This window comes from Pseudomonas shirazensis, assembly GCF_050496565.1.
Lineage (GTDB): Bacteria > Pseudomonadota > Gammaproteobacteria > Pseudomonadales > Pseudomonadaceae > Aquipseudomonas > Aquipseudomonas shirazensis_A.
The window spans coordinates 272,785-290,020 of record NZ_JBNWAE010000007.1; the positions used below are offsets into that span (position 1 = coordinate 272,785).

Below are 17,236 nucleotides of genomic sequence, written 5' to 3' on the forward strand. Positions count from 1 at the left end.
AACCCGAAAGTTACGGTGCAGCAACCATGGCCTATGATAAAGATGAATTTATTGCGTACATTCAGCAAGGTAAGCCCCTCACCGTGAATGGCAAGAGCGGTTTGTATGGGGGTAATACCGGCCTCAATAAAGAAATTGTTACTCTCAACAAATCCGATTGCTCATTCAAGGTATCAGAGATAAAAACGGCCCCTGAAGTGGATGCCGAAAAGGCCAGGATCGGTGATATTCTGCTCGAACTAGAAGGTTTGGGTGCTGCGCTCATACCAGAGGCGCAATGGCCCACACTAACCCCTGAGTCGGGGTTCCTGCTGATTTGTCTTCGCAAAGCCCACAGCTACGGCTATTCAAAAGACTTTTATGTCAACGCCTATGTGACAGCAAGCGACGGCTTCTTGAAGATGGCCGATAAACTCTCGCCGAATGAACACTACAAATTAAGGCGCAATCACGACATTTATGGCTTGTGGAACATGCGCGACACCGGTCAGTTACCCATCAATACGGTAGCCAAGATCTACCGACTCAATCCCATCTGGGAGGTCACCGAAAAAAAAGCGCGAAGCGCGCCGGTACAGTCACTTTCCGCGCCCTATCTGATCACCACAGAGGCCAACGGTCATCTCCCCGACATGACCGACTTCTCGCTCCAACGCGTCGGCAGCCTCCAGGGTGGCTGGAACAGCAGCTGCATGATCAAGGCTGGTCGCTCCCTGAACCAGGGCGAGAAGCTGACTGCCTTCATGATCGATCGAGTGGATGGCGATATCCGCAAGATCGATTACACCGCGCAGAAGGACAAGCTCACCAGCGAAAAATGGCCACAGGCGTTTGCCGATCACCTCGCGGCTCAAGACAAATCATTGGCGGTCGGTGATTGGGATGACGTTCACAGCTTCTCGCGCAAGGGCCAAACACTGCGGTTATGGACCCCAGCACGCTATCGCGTCTTCACGACTGCGCCATTTGCCGGCAACCTCGTGCAGGCATTGGCGTGCGATGAATCATTTGCGCCATTGGCGGGCGCTGCCTTGTGCCTGCAAGTGCGCGACCTGACCTCTCAGGCACTTTACGAACAGCACTTCTTCACGCCGACCGACGCGCAGCTCGGTGAAAGCTGGTCCAAGGCCCTGGCCGAACAGATCAACCGCGACAGCCGCTTGTTGCGGGCCGGCGCACTGGACGGTTGCACGGTCACGCCTGCCACCCGTGGCAATGCATTCTGGGCGCCGCAGTCTGCCGAGCTTGCCGTTACCCTGACAGAGACACGTTGGTGGCAGAGCCAGACGCTCGACGCCAAGTATGCACATGGCGACGGGCAAACCTTGCAAGCCTGGGCTTATGATGCGTTTTCCCACCGGTTGGTCGCGAGCCACCAATGGACCCCAAGCGAGGCACAACGCGCTGCCGGTAAATGCCTGCGGGCATGGGCGGCCGAGCTCAATGCCTCGCAAATGTCCCCTTATCTGCGGGTGGCCAGCCACAATCCAGATGCTGGGCAGGCCGATGAAAGCGATAACCTGTCGCTCTGGCAGCGTGGCGATGCGCTGCGTATTTACACCTCGCTGACGGATACCGGCAATTATGTACCTGGCCCAAGCCTGGGCTCAGCCTGGCAGGACGATCCGGAACATGCGGTGCTGGTGACCCTGCGCCACCCGTTCAGCCGCAAGCTGGTGCATCGGGCCTTGTTCAGGCCGCAGGATTACTCCAATGTCAAAGACCTGAGCACCTGGTTGCAGGCGCTTGCCGATCTGCTCAAGCAGCAGGGCTGGCCAGAGCTACAGGTCGCAAAAGCGGGCGATCCGATCGGCATAGCGCGCTTCAGCGAATTGCAACTGAGCCTGGAGAACGTTGGTGACGGTGAGCTCTGGAGCGAGGACGACTACGCCACGTATCTGCTTGACACTGATGAGTTGCCCGGCAAGGCGCCCGCAGATGAGGCCCGATTCTCCGTGCAAGCGGGTGAGGCCAGCACTCAAATCACGGTGGAGTCGCTCAACGGTGAGCTGGAATTCAAACTGGCCAAGGCCGCCTTTGACAAAGGGTACCGCGTAGTCGCCTGTGTGCCGCGCCCCAGCGAGCAACCGCAATGGCCCGTGGAGGTCAGCGATCGCACTATCGTCTGGAGCGGCCCGATCAAGCAGGAGGTCTATGACCTGTACCTGACCTACCCGGAACACGCCCGTGATGGCAACAAACTGACCGTAGGCCATATCGGCGCCCTGCACCCAACCCAGTTCTGGCACGGGGTGCAAGCCGTCAGCTTCACGCCGCCCGCCGCGATGAGAGCCTACGAGGAAATCAACTACCTATGCGAGGATTACGGCAACACTGTCCGATCTGAAGTATTCGACGCCGGCAACAAGGAGCGCACCGGTGTGGACGAGCGCACTGGGCTGTTCCATGTGCATTACCCGATCGCTACTCTGCAAGGCATGCTTGGCCTGGGCCCTATTTGCGACCTGACCCTGCATTACTCGGCACTACGCGGCAACGAAGCGGGCCTGGGCGATGGCTGGGCCTGGCGCTTTTCCAGATTGGTCAGCAGCTCTGCGCAGGCCATCGAGCACCATACACTGACGCTGGCCAACGGCATTACCGTAGTGTTCGACGACGTGCAGTGGGAAGCACTGGGCAAAGGCGAAGCCGTCAAGAGCCATGGTTGCAGAGTCAGCAGCGATAAGAAATACAGCGTTTTCACCGTCGAATTCGCCGATGGTCGTCAGGAAATACTCAGTGAACCCGCTGCGCCTGGCAGTGATGATTTCGAACCCAACGATACCTACCGGCAGACCGTGCTCAAAGCGTTGCGGGCCATCAGGGACAAGAGCAAACCGCAGTATCCGACCTGGTCCGACAACTGGACGCACTACATCATGATGGTCTTCCCCCCCCTGTATGCCGCGACTACGCGCCTTGACTACGGTGAGGCCGTGAGCGCTTGGGAAGAGCACGGCAACACCAAGGACCTGGATAAGCGCATCGAAGCATTCGAGCGCCCATTCGTGCAACTGCTGCCCTCCCGTATCATTTCGCAGTACGGCGAAGTGCTGGACTTGCAATGGAAGCGCGAGCAAGGGCAATTTCTGCTCATGAGCATCCACAGCGGCAAGACCGAGCTGTTCAGCGCTACCTACAAGAATCTGAGAGAAAAAACAGCTGGGCAGGTCAGCATGCAGCTGTGGCCAGGCACCAGCGAGGCGTTTCAGGTCGAATTGAAGCTTGAGCACTTCCTGCTGCGTACCTTGCAACGTGAGCAAAAGGCCAAAGTGCTGCAGCAGGTAGAGTGTGCTTACGATGACGACCCCACCCTAGACCGTGTGCTGTGCCGGCTCACCGAACTGGATGGCTCGGTGGAGTGTGTGCAATACATCAAGGAACATGCATCAGTGGCGGGCTCGCCGCGCCTGCCGCGGGTAGTACTGCACGCGCTGTTGCCGAGCGCTGGGCAACAGAACCACATCGCGCGTTACAACTATACCGGCAGTTTCCAGAACACTAACTCTCAGTTGTTCTTTGCTGAAGTCTATACCGGCGTACATGCCTCGATCAGGCATGATCTGCACGCCTTTGGGCTAGACAAAGACGGCAACCGAGCCCGGCTGCTGCACGGCTCTGGCTCTGCGCAGGGCCATTGGTTTCAGGTCGACCTCGTCAAGGACCAGGTCGCCTTCTCGATGGAACTGGTAGGCTCCGACATGGAGCTTATAGGCCGCGACAAGACGCAGGCCGAACTCAAAAAGGAGCAGGCCGACCTCGACAAGGCAGTAGACAGCACAAGTGTGCGCTACACGGGCTGGGGCGATAAGCTGGCGAAGGTATTTGAGCGTATCACGGTCACGCCAAAGCCCAAGGACGAGGGCGAAGGCGAGGACGGGGAGATGGTGATAAAGTCCGAGGCGATGGACATACCTCATCAAGACGCTCTTGTGCGGGCGTTGTGGGCTTATTCCCCCAATCTAAGGAAGCACCTGGCGCAAGCCATTGACCGCATTGTCAGCCTGGTGCCCGAGGCGCAGCGCGACCAGCTGGGCATGGCAGTGGAGGCCACGACCCTCACCAGTGATAGCGATGACAAGCCTTTGCGCATTGTTACCGAGGGCTCGCAGTCGATTCACTACCTTTACTACACCGAGGCAACACCCAACCAGACCGCCTTCACGAGCCCGGACGAGCTCATCAAACTGCCCAACCTTGGATGTCCGTTCATTCCTGACTATGCGCAGCCGCCGTTGATGGCGGAGTACCGATGTGATCAGTTTGGCAACCCCCAGGATCTGAAGCTTTACGGCTATCGCAAGGTCACCCGCGGCAAACGCGCCTATCTTGAACTCGCCGATGTTGTGGTGGTGCAGGGGGTGAAGGGCACATTGGTCAAGAACACACTCAACCAGCACACGGGCTGGGCACAGACGGGGGAGGAAGTGCTGTGGCAGCAGATCAGCACTGCCACTACCGTCCCCTCCAGCAAAAAAACGGCCACCAATGAAAGCAAAGGTGCAAGAGTGGTCGATTACTCGAAAACAGACCACCCACCACGCCGGCAGCGTTCTCAGCACGAGCACCAAGCAGGAATTCGTTGCCAACCCCAATGAACCAGGCATCAAGGTTACGCTTACGGCCACTACGACAGCGGGCAACGCCCAGGTCAGCAAGACCGTGCACTCGCGCTACAACCGCCGCACCTTGCAGCATGTCGAGAATGGCAGCGAAACCCACTGGGAACGCGATGCCTTTGGCCGGGTGACAAAAGAGACACGCTATGCGCTGGCTGCTGGGGCTACCGGCAGATCCGCCAAACAAACGCCAGACGAGTGCATCGTTTCGGTTTATAGCGCCGATGGTACGCTGGTCGAGCGCACCTATCAGGATGGTAGCCAAAGCTTGTCGCAGCTTGATGGGCTGCAACGCGCCTGGCACGAATCATGGCGCCGGTCGGCTGGGGACAAGTATGTGCCGATCGAGCAGCGTTGTATGGCCGCCCTCGATCAGGACGCTGTAGCCGGGAGTTGGGCGTGGGATTACCTGCCAGGCGGGCAGGCGGTGCGCAAGGATTCACCGAGTTTTGGTCTGGCGGGGAGACACCAGTGGTTGCTGCAGGAGTCTAATGTAATCAATTCTGAGCATAAACCTGGTGAAGTAAAGGCCATCGTGGCCAAACGTAAAATCAAAGTGGAGGGCGATGTTCGCATACCTCATTTGGTTACGCTAATGTTCAATGTCTTGGAACACCTGAAGGGTGATAATGCTGCAAATTACACACCTTTCAGTTATGTGCTTTGGGATGGGGCGGTATGGTCTGGTCAGGCAAACGCTATCGGCCAAGCCTATCTATGTTTGGTCAACGGTCTCGAAATGTCTGAGATGTGTATAGCGGGAAAGGGGTGGCGCAATACGTATCCTTTGCTTAAAGTGTTTCAGGCATTTGCGGGGCTGAAAGATTCAGAGGGTATAAAAGATGCGATTCTCTGGGATAATGACTTTTGGCCTATTGAGCCTGTGCCGGAGATCACTGCGGATCACTCGACAGACCTCGCCCCTTTGCCGGATGTGGCTAATGTAAGCGTCTGGAGTGTTTTTTATTTGATAGCCATCAGTGCGCAAGATCCGATTGTTGATGTTTTTATTGCGACTGCTAAAGCTGCTGAGGCTGCTGCTGAAGCTGCTGCTAAAGCTGCTGAAGCTGCTAAAGCTTCTGCTGAATGCACTCCTGTTGGAATTATTGATGCTTTAGCTGTTCATGTTATTAACGAGGCCGCTGTTGCTGCTGCTACTGCTCGTGAATTCGCGGATTCTCGTGATCGCGCTATTGCTCTTTGGTCGAGAGAGTCGGCCAAAGGCAATGCCGCCACGGTTTATCGATCCCACGTGGAGAAGGCGCTCACCCATTATCAGCTACATGTTGACTATATAGTTCCTGCCAGCAAAGCCCAGTCAATCATCGGCCACGATGTGCATGCACAGCTCAAAGAGCAAACCGGTCTGGGTGCTCAGTGTCTCGCAAACCGCACCACTACTCAGACTAGCAAAACCGACGGCACTACCCAGCGCAGCGTACGCTGGGCCGACGACACCGACCAAGAACACCTGCGAATCGAACAACACTACGACCGCAACGGGGATGTCATCAGTCACACCCGCGGTGTGGGCGAGCAGACCAGTGTCTACAGCTTCGAACGCGATCAGTTGGGGCGCGTCACCAAGGTGACCCGCCCCGATGCAACCACCGTCGAACGCAGCTACCACGGCTTCAGCAACCATGTCACTCAGTTGAAAGTGGGCGGCAAGGTGGTGGCCTCTCAGACTGTCACAGAGCCCGGCAAGCTTAAAACCCGCACGGTCGGCAGCCGCGAATACAGCTTCGTGGACGGCGGTCTAACCCTGCCGGACAAAACCCAGCTAAGAACTCAGCACAGCGCCCAGGGCGAGGCGTTTCAGTCTGATGGCATCTCGCAGGTCAGCCAGACCCGCGCAGAAAACGCAATTCAGCTGAGCGCCACCCCAGCCGACATGGCCGCCGTTGGCTGGCAGCACACCCTGGGCAGCGGGCGTGTGCCTGGCCGGCTGCAGCGCAGTGAAAAAGGCCCGCGTGGCGCGACCCCCGGTTTCGACTGGCAGACCCTGCGCGGCCAGAGTATCGCCTCGCTACGCGCTGATGGTCATACCCAGCGGATATTCGCCGACAGCAAAGGGCAGCTGTTGCGCACCTGCCAGGCGCATGAGGATGTGCTCTATCGCTATGATGAGCGTGGCCATCTGCAAGTGCGTCAGGTGCACGCACTGACGGGCGCGGGGCAATGGCAAGTGCTCAGTGAGCATGATCGCTTCAACCGCGAAACCTCGCGCACGTTCCTGCGCAACGGCGAGCCTTGCTTCAGCCAGGCAATGACCTGGCAGGGCGACGGCCGCCTGCAGAGCAAAGCCAGTTACCAGGATGGCAAGTTGCTGCGTACCGAACGCTTCACTTACGACAAACTTGATCGTCTGCAGAGCTATACCTGTGATGCCAAACAAGCGGCAATGTGTCCAAAAAATGCCGATGGCACAGCGATCAAGGCGCAGCACTTCGAGTGGGATGCGCTGGACAATCTTACAGGCTGCATCAGTACGCCGTTCTCAGGCCCAGTGATAAATGAGACCTTCACTTTCGGCAGCTCCACCGATCCTACTCGTTTGACCGCTGTAGGCAGCGGCGAGCAGCCCGTTCCACTGGACTGGAACAGTAATGGCCAACTGCAAGAAGATGGTCGGAAGCGCAAGCTGAGCTACACCAAAACCGGCCAGCTCAGCAACGTCAAGGATGCCCAAGGCAAGCTGCTGACACGCTATGAGTATGACGGTTTGCAGCGTTTGGCAGCGCAGTACTCAGCGCACGACCAGACCACGCGAGAATTACGCTACGACGGCCAGGAGCTGATCGGCGAGGTGTGTTTTGACGAGAAAGGCACTCCAATACGTCGCACCAGCGTCTCGCCAGGCCTGGCGCAGTATGACGATGATGAGGTGCGCTGGCTTATCGATGACCCTCAATGCGGGATTGTCGGGCAGATCTTTGAAGGGCAACTGCAGCTGGCACCGTTGCTGCCTTTTGGCGAAGGGGCGGCGCTGGACAAGCTGGTGAGCGGCTACAACGGCATGCGCTGTGACCCGGTAACCGGCCACTACCACGCCGGTAATGGCTACCGCAGTTACGACCCGGAGCTGCGGCGTTATGCCCAGCCTGACTGGCTGAGCCCATTTGGCGACGGCGGCGTCAATGACTATGCGCATTGCCCGGACCCGGTCAACCTGCATGATCCCAGCGGCGCAATCATGCTCAGTCGTTGGCACCAGAAGCAGGACGAGAAGTTGTACGCAGATGCATTGCGGGATACTGAGCCTATGCCGGTTGGTAGTCGTTGGCGAGATATCGGGGTGGGGTTGGTGCTGACGGTAGTGGGGATAGCACTGTCGGCCTTGACGGGGCCGGTGATGGCACCATGGTTCATCCTCATGACCACTTTTGCAGTTGCGTCATTTGCGTTGGATGTAGCCTCAAAACTGACCGAAGATTCTGATAAAAATCTTTCCTATATTTTAGGCGTCGCGTCAATTGTTTACGGAGTACTGTCGCTGGGTCAGTCTGCAAAGGGCGCCCTCATGGGGGGCTTGAAACTGCTAGGCAAAAGCAGGCGCTTATTCAGCCTGGGGCGTCGGTTGGCCAATTTCAGAGGCGTCGCCAAGGCAGCGCGGAACATCCCGCTGGACGTACTGGGTGAGCTGCCCAAGGCGGGGGGGATAGTCGCTCCGATGAAGCGTGGAATGTTCGCCGCTATTAAAGCGAATTACGCCCAGACATCCAAATGGATCACGCCAAGGCTCGGGGGAGTCGCCGATTATTTGGGTAGGCCCGTCGTCAGCGACCTTAGCAGCGCCCGCTATGCCCGGATGGGCTGGAGCGGCGGCGTATTGAAAACCTGGCACCGAATTCAGACGGGGGCGGCTTCATCAGCGGCATTGACAATAGCTGCAAGTATTCCGGCGAAAAGTATTGACCTTTATGTGCTCTACGGCTCAATTCAGACCACCATCGACAGAATAAATGATCCCGAGTCTTCTGTTTCGCTTTGGTCACGCTCCGCTGTTGCTGCCCAGAACGTGCGGAGCTGGGTTGAACACAACAATAAGCACCTGGCAGCCTGATCCACGTAATTATCGGCCGCCGCTTGTCGGGCGGCGGTCGATACCCGGTAAAACTGCCAGTAGTGACAAGCGTGACACTGAAGTAGATTAAAGGCGCCTGTAATACTCAACGTGACAAAGGAGTCATGGATATGAGCACCAGCGGAGTCAAAACTTCCACTGTTATGCAGTACAACACCAGTAAGAAGAGTGGATTCGTTAGGGGAGGGACGGAAGGCGGCGATCCGCTTATCTTGGACCTAGAGAGTGCCAAGGGCTATGATCTTAAAAATGGCGTTAAGATCCATTTTGAAATTGAAGAGCGCGAAGGAGAGTTTTTCGCCATCAACGTCAAACCGATAAAAGCATGAATCTGCACTTAAGTTTTATTAAGAGCGTTTGTTAATTATCGGTGTCACCCCTGTCAGGTCTACCAACCCAGTATGGGTTGGAGCCTGACAATTTGACGGTGCTGCATACGTTGATAACGGCAGCCGGAGCACTTAACTTTTGCTATCAGGTAGCAGCGCCTCACTCGTTACCAGGGTAACCACCCAGCGCGTAACAAAATTTTGGAAACCTCCCTTGGGCCTATTCCGGCGCTCAACCAACCTGACATAGCTACGCCAATACACCGAGCGCTGTTCGCCCACGTCTTGACTATCCTCAAACCTTCACCGGCGGTTCCTCACTCGGCGGGTCGCCCACCGTAGGCGGCATGGTCGGCTTGATCGGCAACTCATCCGGATCATCCTGCGGCACGGGCGGCGGCAAGCTCGGATCGTCGATGTTCGGGTCTGGAGTTTCCGCCGGGATTGGAATGTTCATGGCCTGACCTCGCTGGGTTAATGAGGGATGCAAAGGCTTTGAACCGTGCCTGCGCCTTTTGCTCATTTTTTTTTGAACCCCCCATGCGTTCGATGGCTCTGAACCCTTACCGCCTCAAGCCCACAGGGAGCAAGGTCCGATGTCTCGCAACGAGCCCTTCGAAAGCGTGCCCATGGCCAATGACCACCCGGATCAGGCGATCAGCCTGGCCCAGGCGTTGCTGGCGCCGCGTCTGGTCATTGAAGACACCGCACCGGTACTCGACGGCGGTACTTTTGCCGCCAAAGCCATCAGCGGCCAGCCGGTGTCGGTCAGCAGCAAAGTCTACAGCGACGGCCATGATCGGCTGATGGTGGTGCTGCACTGGCGCGAAGCGCGCAGCCGCGAGTGGCACAGCGTGGCGATGGAGGACGCGGGCAATGATCTGTGGCGTGGGGAATTCACCCCGACCGGATTGGGGCTGCACCTGTTCACCATCGAAGCCTGGATCGACCCGTACGCCACCTACTGCTACGACCTGGAAAAGAAATTCAACGCCGCGGTCGAGATCAAGCTTGAGCTGGAGGAGGGCCGCCTGCTGTTGGGCAAGGGCGCCGAGCGCACCGACGGCGCCTTGCGCGAGCAGATTCTGACGCTGCAGTCGCGTCTGGCCGGGCTCGATGAGCAGGCCCAGGTTGCACTACTGCTGAGCGCTGATGCTGCGCGCCTGATGGCAGAGGCCGAGCACCGCAGCTACCTGACCCGCAGTATCGAATTCCCGCTCGACGTCGACCGCCCGGCGGCGCAGTTCGCCAGCTGGTACGAACTGTTCCCGCGCTCGATCACCGATGATCCGGCGCGCCACGGCACCTTCAACGACGTTCACGCGCGCCTGCCGATGATCCGTGACATGGGCTTTGACGTGCTGTACTTCCCGCCGATTCACCCGATCGGCCGCAGCCACCGCAAAGGCCCGAACAACTCGTTGCAGGCCGGCCCTGATGACCCGGGCAGCCCATATGCGATCGGCAGTGCCGACGGTGGTCATGACGCCATTCATCCGCAGTTGGGCAGCCGCGAAGACTTCCGCCGGCTGGTGGCCGCCGCCGCCGAACACGGCCTGGAAATCGCCCTCGACTTCGCCATCCAGTGCTCGCAGGATCACCCTTGGCTGGTGGAGCACCCAGGCTGGTTCAGCTGGCGCCCGGACGGCACCATCCGCTATGCGGAAAACCCACCGAAGAAATACCAGGACATCGTCAACGTCGACTTCTACGCCGCCGAAGCCGTGCCTTCACTGTGGCTGGCGCTGCGCGATGTGGTCATCGGCTGGGTCGAGGAGGGGGTCAAGACCTTCCGCGTCGACAACCCGCACACCAAACCGCTGCCGTTCTGGCAATGGCTGATTGCCAATGTGCGCAGCCAGTACCCTGACGTGCTGTTCCTTGCCGAGGCCTTCACCAAGCCGGCAATGATGGCTCGCTTGGGCAAAGTCGGCTATGCGCAGAGCTACACCTACTTCACCTGGCGCAACAGCAAGCAGGAGCTGCAGGAGTACTTCGAGACCCTGAACCAGCCGCCGTGGAGCCAGTGCTACCGGCCGAACTTCTTCGTCAATACGCCGGACATCAACCCGTTCTTCCTGCAGCGCTCGGGCCGTGCCGGCTTCTTGATCCGCGCCGCACTGGCGACCATGGGCTCGGGCCTGTGGGGCATGTACTCGGGCTTTGAACTGTGTGAAGCGGCGGCGATTCCGGGCAAGGAGGAGTACCTCGATTCGGAAAAGTACGAGATCCGCCCACGTGACTTCACTGCACCCGGCAACATCATTGCCGAGATCGCCCAGCTCAATCGCATCCGCCGGCAGAACCCGGCCCTGCAAACCCATCTGGGCGTGGCGTTCTTCAACTGCTGGAACGACAACATCCTGTACTTCGCCAAGCGCACTGCCGATCGCGAAAACTACATTCTGATCGCGATCAACCTGGACCCGGACAACGTCCAGGAGGCCAACTTCGAACTGCCACTATGGGAACTGGGGCTGGATGACAATGCCGACACCTACGGCGAGGACTTGATGAACGGCCACCGCTGGACCTGGCACGGCAAGACCCAGTGGATGCGCATCGACCCGGGCTATCAGCCGTTTGGTATCTGGCGTATCAGCGCCGCGCAGTAGCCTTGATCTCGCACAGGAGTCGCACATGGCCAAGCGTTCCCGCCCGGCAGCGTTTATCGACGACCCGCTCTGGTACAAGGATGCGGTGATCTATCAGCTGCATATCAAGTCGTTTTTCGACGCCAACAATGACGGCATCGGTGATTTTGCCGGGCTGATCAGCAAGCTCGATTACATCGCCGAGCTGGGCGTCAACACGCTTTGGCTGCTGCCGTTCTACCCGTCGCCACGGCGTGATGACGGCTATGACATTGCCGAGTACAAGGCGGTGCACCCGGACTACGGCAGCATGGCCGAGGCCAAGCGCTTCATCGCCGAGGCGCACAAGCGCGGCCTGCGGGTAATCACCGAGCTGGTGATCAACCACACCTCCGACCAGCACCCGTGGTTTCAGCGCGCCCGCCATGCCAAGCGTGGCAGCAAGGCGCGGGATTTCTACGTGTGGTCGGATGACGACCAGAAGTACGACGGCACGCGGATCATCTTCCTCGATACCGAAAAGTCCAACTGGACCTGGGACCCGGTTGCCGGGCAGTACTTCTGGCACCGCTTCTACTCGCACCAGCCGGACCTCAATTTCGACAACCCGCAGGTGCTCAAGGCCGTTATCGATGTGATGCGCTACTGGCTCGACATCGGCGTCGACGGCCTGCGCCTGGACGCGATCCCGTACCTGATCGAACGTGACGGCACCAATAACGAGAACCTGCCCGAAACCCACGTGGTGCTCAAGGCTATTCGCGCCGAGATCGACGCCAACTACCCGGACCGCATGCTTCTGGCCGAGGCCAATCAATGGCCGGAAGACACCCGCCCATACTTCGGCGAGGGCACCGGTGACGAATGCCATATGGCGTTCCACTTCCCGCTGATGCCGCGCATGTACATGGCTCTGGCCATGGAAGACCGCTTCCCGATCACCGACATCCTGCGCCAGACGCCTGAGATCCCGGCGGACTGCCAATGGGCGATCTTCCTGCGCAACCACGATGAGCTGACCCTGGAGATGGTCACCGACCGTGAGCGCGATTACCTGTGGAATTACTACGCCGAAGACCGTCGCGCTCGGATCAATCTAGGCATCCGCCGGCGCCTGGCGCCGCTGCTGCAGCGGGACCGTCGGCGCATCGAACTGCTGACCAGCCTGTTGCTGTCGATGCCCGGCACGCCGACCCTGTACTACGGCGATGAGCTGGGCATGGGTGACAATATCTACCTGGGCGACCGCGATGGCGTGCGTACGCCGATGCAATGGTCACCGGACCGCAACGGCGGTTTCTCCCGCGCCGACCCGCAGCGGCTGGTACTGCCACCGGTGATGGACCCGCTCTACGGCTACCAGACGGTCAACGTCGAAGCCCAGGCCCACGACCCGCATTCGCTGCTCAACTGGAACCGGCGCATGCTCGCTGTGCGCAAGCAACAGAAGGCCTTTGGTCGCGGCAGCATGAAGACCCTGACGCCGAGCAATCGGCGCATTCTGGCTTACATCCGCGAGTACACCGACGCCAACGGCAACAGCGAAACCATTCTCTGCGTGGCCAACGTGTCCCGCGCCGCGCAGGCGGCCGAGCTCGACCTGTCACAGTACGTCGATAGGGTGCCGGTGGAGATGCTCGGCGGCAGTGCCTTCCCGCCGATTGGCCAGCTACCGTTCCTGTTGACCCTGGCGCCTTACGGCTTCTACTGGTTCGTCCTCGCCTCGCGCGAGCGCATGCCCAGCTGGCATGCCGAACCTGCAGAAAGCCTCCCTGAACTGACCACTTTGGTGCTACGTAAACGTATGGAAGAGCTACTTGATGCCCCCGCACGAGACGCCCTGGAAACCTCGGTGCTGCCGCAATACCTGCCCAAGCGGCGTTGGTTTGCCGGCAAGGAAGCGCCGATTGACCAGGTTCGGCTGAGCTACGGCGTACGCCTGGCTACGGCCACTACACCGGTGTTGCTGGCCGAGCTGGAAGTGCTCAGCAACGGCGTGACCACCCATTATCAATTGCCGTTTGGCCTGCTGCCCGAAGACCAGATCCACAGCGCGCTGCCGCAGCAATTGGCCTTGTCGCGCGTGCGCCGGGGCAGTCAGGTAGGCCTGATCACTGACGCCTTCGTGCTCGAGCCGTTCATCCGCGCGGTGCTGCGCAACTGCCAGGACGGCACTGTGCTGCCTTACGAGCATGGCGAGTTGCGCTTCCAGGCGACTGAGCTGCTGGCGCCGCTTGTGCTGGATGAAGACAGCCCGGTGCGTTACTTGAGTGCCGAGCAGTCGAACAGCTCCGTGGTGATCGGCGATTGTGTGGTGCTCAAGCTGATGCGCCGGGTCAATCCGGGCATTCATCCCGAGCTGGAAATGAGCGCCTACCTGACCGCTGGTGGCTTTGCCAATATCTCACCGCTGCTGGCGTGGGTCAGCCGAGTGGATGCGCAGAACGAGCCCAATCTGTTGATGATCGCGCAGGGTTACCTGAGCAACCAGGGCGATGCCTGGGCCTGGACCCAGAACACCCTGGAGCGGGCCATTCGCGATGAAATGGAGCCCACCCGTATCGACGCCGAAGCGCACACCGATGCCCTGACCGAGCTCAACGGCTTTGCCGCACTGTTCGGTCAGCGTCTGGGTGAAATGCATCTGCTGCTGGCCACGCCGACCGAGGACGAGGCCTTCGCGCCACGCGCCAGCAGTGCCGACGACAGCGCCCGCTGGGGCGAGCAGATCAGCGCTGAACTGACCCACGCGCTTGATCTGCTGGCGCAGCACCGCGACAGCCTCGACTGCGAAAGCCAGGCCTTGGTCGATGACCTGCAGCAGCAGCGCGACGGTCTGGCCAAGCGCGTCGAGGAGCTTGCTCAGCAGGCCCAAGGCGGCCTGCTCATGCGTGTGCATGGTGACCTGCATCTGGGCCAGGTGCTGGTGGTGCAGGGCGACGCCTACCTGATCGACTTCGAGGGCGAGCCGGCCCGGCCGCTGCAGGAGCGCCGCGCCAAGCACAGCCCGTACAAAGATGTCAGCGGCGTGCTGCGCTCGTTCGACTATGCTGCTGCGATGATTCTGCGCAGCGACTCGGCAGTAGACCTGTCCGACGCCGCGCGGCAGGCCCGGCAGCGGGTTGCTCGGCAGTACCTGCACCAGTCACGTCACGCCTTTGTCGAAGCCTATGGCCTGGCCACTGCCGCCATGCCCCACGCCTGGGAGCAGGCCGATGGCGAGCGCGCGGCGCTGGAGCTGTTCTGCCTGGAAAAGGCTGCCTACGAAATTACTTACGAAGCCGAAAACCGGCCAAGCTGGCTGGCCGTGCCTTTGCATGGTCTGCATGGACTGATCAGTACCTGGGGAGAGTCATAAATGAACGCAACCAAGCGTGACAACGGCGGCCTTCGGCAACGGGACATCGACGCCCTGGCCCGCGCCGAGCACGCCGATCCATTTGCCGTGCTCGGCCCGCACCCGGACGGTGCGGGCGGCCAGTTCGTGCGTGCTTTTCTACCGGCCGCGCTGAGCGCCAAAGTCATTTCGCGCAGCGACGGCAGCGTGCTTGCCGAGATGCAGCAGGGGAGCCTGCCCGGCCTGTTCAGCGCCCACCTAGAGCAGCCGCAGGCCTATCAGCTGGCGATCAACTGGGCCGGTGGTGAACAGGTCACCGAAGATCCGTACAGCTTCGGCCCGCAACTGGGCGACATCGACATGCATCTGTTTGCCGAAGGCAATCACCGTGACCTGGCCGGACGTTTTGGCGCCCAGCCAATGCAGGTCGATGGCGTCGATGGCGTGCTGTTCTCGGTGTGGGCGCCGAATGCCAGGCGGGTATCGGTCGTCGGCCATTTCAACAACTGGGACGGCCGCCGTCATCCGATGCGCTTGCGCCATGGTGCTGGAGTCTGGGAGTTATTTGTGCCGCGCCTGGGCGCTGGCGAAACCTACAAGTTCGAAGTACTTGGCCAGGATGGGGTGTTGCCGCTCAAGGCCGACCCATTGGCGCGCGCCACTGAACTGCCGCCCAGCACTGCCTCGAAGGTGGCCGGCCCGCTGGGCCACGAATGGCGCGACCAGGACTGGATGGAGCAACGTGCCCAGCGCCATGCCTACAACGCGCCGCTGTCGATCTACGAGCTGCATGTCGGCTCATGGCAATGCGAGCTGAATGACAGCGGTGAAGTTGCCCGACTGTACAACTGGCGTGAGCTGGCCGAGCGCCTGGTGCCCTATGTGCAGGAGCTGGGCTTCACCCACATCGAAATGCTGCCGATCATGGAGCACCCGTTCGGTGGCTCGTGGGGTTACCAGCCGCTGTCGATGTTCGCACCGACGTCGCGCTACGGCACTGCCGAAGATTTTGCCGCCTTCATCGACGCCTGCCACCAGGGTGGCATCGGCGTGATTCTGGATTGGGTGCCGGCGCATTTCCCGACCGATGAACACGGCCTGGCGCGCTTCGATGGCACCGCGTTGTATGAGTACGAAAACCCGCTGGAAGGCTTTCATCAGGACTGGAACACGCTGATCTACAACCTCGGCCGCAACGAGGTGCGCGGGTTCATGATGGCCTCGGCACTGCATTGGCTGAAGCACTTCCATATCGACGGCCTGCGCGTCGATGCAGTTGCCTCGATGCTTTACCGCGACTACTCGCGCAAGGCCGGCGAGTGGGTGCCCAACCGTCATGGTGGCCGCGAGAACCTGGAAGCCATCGACTTCCTGCGTCACCTCAACGGCGTAGTTGCCCATGAGGCGCCTGGGGCCTTGGTCATTGCCGAGGAATCCACTTCATGGCCCGGGGTTAGCCAACCGACCCAGCAGGGCGGCCTGGGCTTTGACTACAAGTGGAACATGGGCTGGATGCACGACACCCTGCACTACATCCAGAACGACCCGGTCCACCGCAATCACCACCACAACGAGATGAGCTTCGGCTTGATTTATGCCTACTCCGAGCATTTCATCCTGCCGATTTCCCACGATGAAGTGGTGCATGGCAAGCATTCGCTGATCGACAAGATGCCCGGTGACCGCTGGCAGAAGTTTGCCAACCTGCGCGCCTACCTGGCATTCATGTGGATGCATCCCGGCAAGAAGCTGCTGTTCATGGGCTGCGAGTTTGGTCAGTGGCGTGAGTGGAACCACGACCAGCAGTTGGACTGGTACCTGCTGCAGTACTCCGAGCACCAGGGCGTCAAGCAGCTGGTTGGCGACCTCAACCGCCTGTACCGCGAGCTGCCGGCGCTGCACGAGCAGGACTGCCAGCCCCAGGGCTTCCAGTGGCTTATCGGCGACGACGCGCAGAACAGCGTGTTTGCCTGGTTGCGCTGGAGCAGCAGCGGCGAGCCATTGCTGGTGGTGGCCAACTTCACCCCGGTGCCGCGTGAGGGCTACCGGGTTGGCGTGCCGTTTGCTGAGCACTGGCAAGAACTGCTCAACACCGATGCGCAGGAGTATGCCGGCTCCAACGTCGGTAACTTTGGTGCCGTTGCCACCGAGGCGCTGCCAGCCCACGGGCAGCCGCTGTCGCTGTCGCTGAACTTGCCGCCACTGGGCGTGTTGGTGCTTAAGCCAGCCAACTGAATCCAGGCCGGGCAAGCTGCAGCCGCGCTGCAGCT

The 17,236-nt window shown here is 59.9% G+C and carries 7 protein-coding genes; 6 read left to right on the forward strand and 1 reads right to left on the reverse strand.

What is annotated here, in order from left to right:
- Nucleotides 1-26 precede the first annotated feature (26 nt).
- From ACQZ2L_RS13040 to ACQZ2L_RS13050, 3 genes are all read left to right on the forward strand, one after another.
- Nucleotides 27-4,598, forward strand: a complete 4,572-nt coding sequence (locus tag ACQZ2L_RS13040; protein WP_430326415.1) for a hypothetical protein — start codon at nucleotides 27-29, stop codon at nucleotides 4,596-4,598.
- Nucleotides 4,489-8,685 (forward strand): RHS repeat domain-containing protein, encoded by a 4,197-nt coding sequence (locus ACQZ2L_RS13045; RefSeq protein ID WP_430326417.1) that lies wholly within the window; start codon nucleotides 4,489-4,491, stop codon nucleotides 8,683-8,685. The genes ACQZ2L_RS13040 and ACQZ2L_RS13045 overlap by 110 nt, the downstream gene beginning before the upstream one ends.
- A gap of 131 nt (nucleotides 8,686-8,816) precedes the next feature.
- The gene (locus ACQZ2L_RS13050; RefSeq protein ID WP_430326421.1) at nucleotides 8,817-9,035 is read left to right on the forward strand and encodes a hypothetical protein; all 219 of its coding nucleotides are present in this window, start codon (nucleotides 8,817-8,819) and stop codon (nucleotides 9,033-9,035) included.
- A gap of 295 nt (nucleotides 9,036-9,330) precedes the next feature.
- Here the strand turns inward: ACQZ2L_RS13050 and ACQZ2L_RS13055 are convergent, their stop codons facing one another.
- Entirely contained in the window at nucleotides 9,331-9,492 is a 162-nt protein-coding gene (locus ACQZ2L_RS13055; protein ID WP_181003808.1) for a hypothetical protein, read from the reverse strand.
- A 139-nt stretch (nucleotides 9,493-9,631) separates the two neighbouring features.
- On the opposite strand from ACQZ2L_RS13055, the gene ACQZ2L_RS13060 reads away from it, so the two are divergent.
- Genes ACQZ2L_RS13060 through glgB form a run of 3 tightly spaced genes read left to right on the forward strand, consistent with a single transcriptional unit; the run spans nucleotide 9,632 to nucleotide 17,201 of the window.
- Nucleotides 9,632-11,650, forward strand: a complete 2,019-nt coding sequence (locus ACQZ2L_RS13060) for an alpha-1,4-glucan--maltose-1-phosphate maltosyltransferase (protein ID WP_430326423.1) — start codon at nucleotides 9,632-9,634, stop codon at nucleotides 11,648-11,650.
- 25 nt (nucleotides 11,651-11,675) lie between these two features.
- Nucleotides 11,676-14,987, forward strand: a complete 3,312-nt coding sequence (gene treS, locus ACQZ2L_RS13065) for a maltose alpha-D-glucosyltransferase (RefSeq protein WP_430326425.1) — start codon at nucleotides 11,676-11,678, stop codon at nucleotides 14,985-14,987.
- Nucleotides 14,988-17,201 (forward strand): 1,4-alpha-glucan branching protein GlgB, encoded by a 2,214-nt coding sequence (glgB, locus tag ACQZ2L_RS13070; protein ID WP_430326427.1) that lies wholly within the window; start codon nucleotides 14,988-14,990, stop codon nucleotides 17,199-17,201.
- Nucleotides 17,202-17,236 lie beyond the last annotated feature (35 nt).

What these genes read in the sequence shown, in the direction of transcription:
- ACQZ2L_RS13040 (WP_430326415.1), top strand. Translation starts at nt 27, where the DNA reads ATGGCCTATGATAAAGATGAATTTATTGCGTACATTCAGCAAGGTAAG.
- ACQZ2L_RS13045 (WP_430326417.1), top strand. Translation starts at nt 4,489, where the DNA reads ATGAAAGCAAAGGTGCAAGAGTGGTCGATTACTCGAAAACAGACCACC.
- ACQZ2L_RS13050 (WP_430326421.1), top strand. Translation starts at nt 8,817, where the DNA reads ATGAGCACCAGCGGAGTCAAAACTTCCACTGTTATGCAGTACAACACC.
- ACQZ2L_RS13055 (WP_181003808.1), bottom strand. Translation starts at nt 9,492, where the DNA reads ATGAACATTCCAATCCCGGCGGAAACTCCAGACCCGAACATCGACGAT.
- ACQZ2L_RS13060 (WP_430326423.1), top strand. Translation starts at nt 9,632, where the DNA reads ATGTCTCGCAACGAGCCCTTCGAAAGCGTGCCCATGGCCAATGACCAC.
- treS (WP_430326425.1), top strand. Translation starts at nt 11,676, where the DNA reads ATGGCCAAGCGTTCCCGCCCGGCAGCGTTTATCGACGACCCGCTCTGG.
- glgB (WP_430326427.1), top strand. Translation starts at nt 14,988, where the DNA reads ATGAACGCAACCAAGCGTGACAACGGCGGCCTTCGGCAACGGGACATC.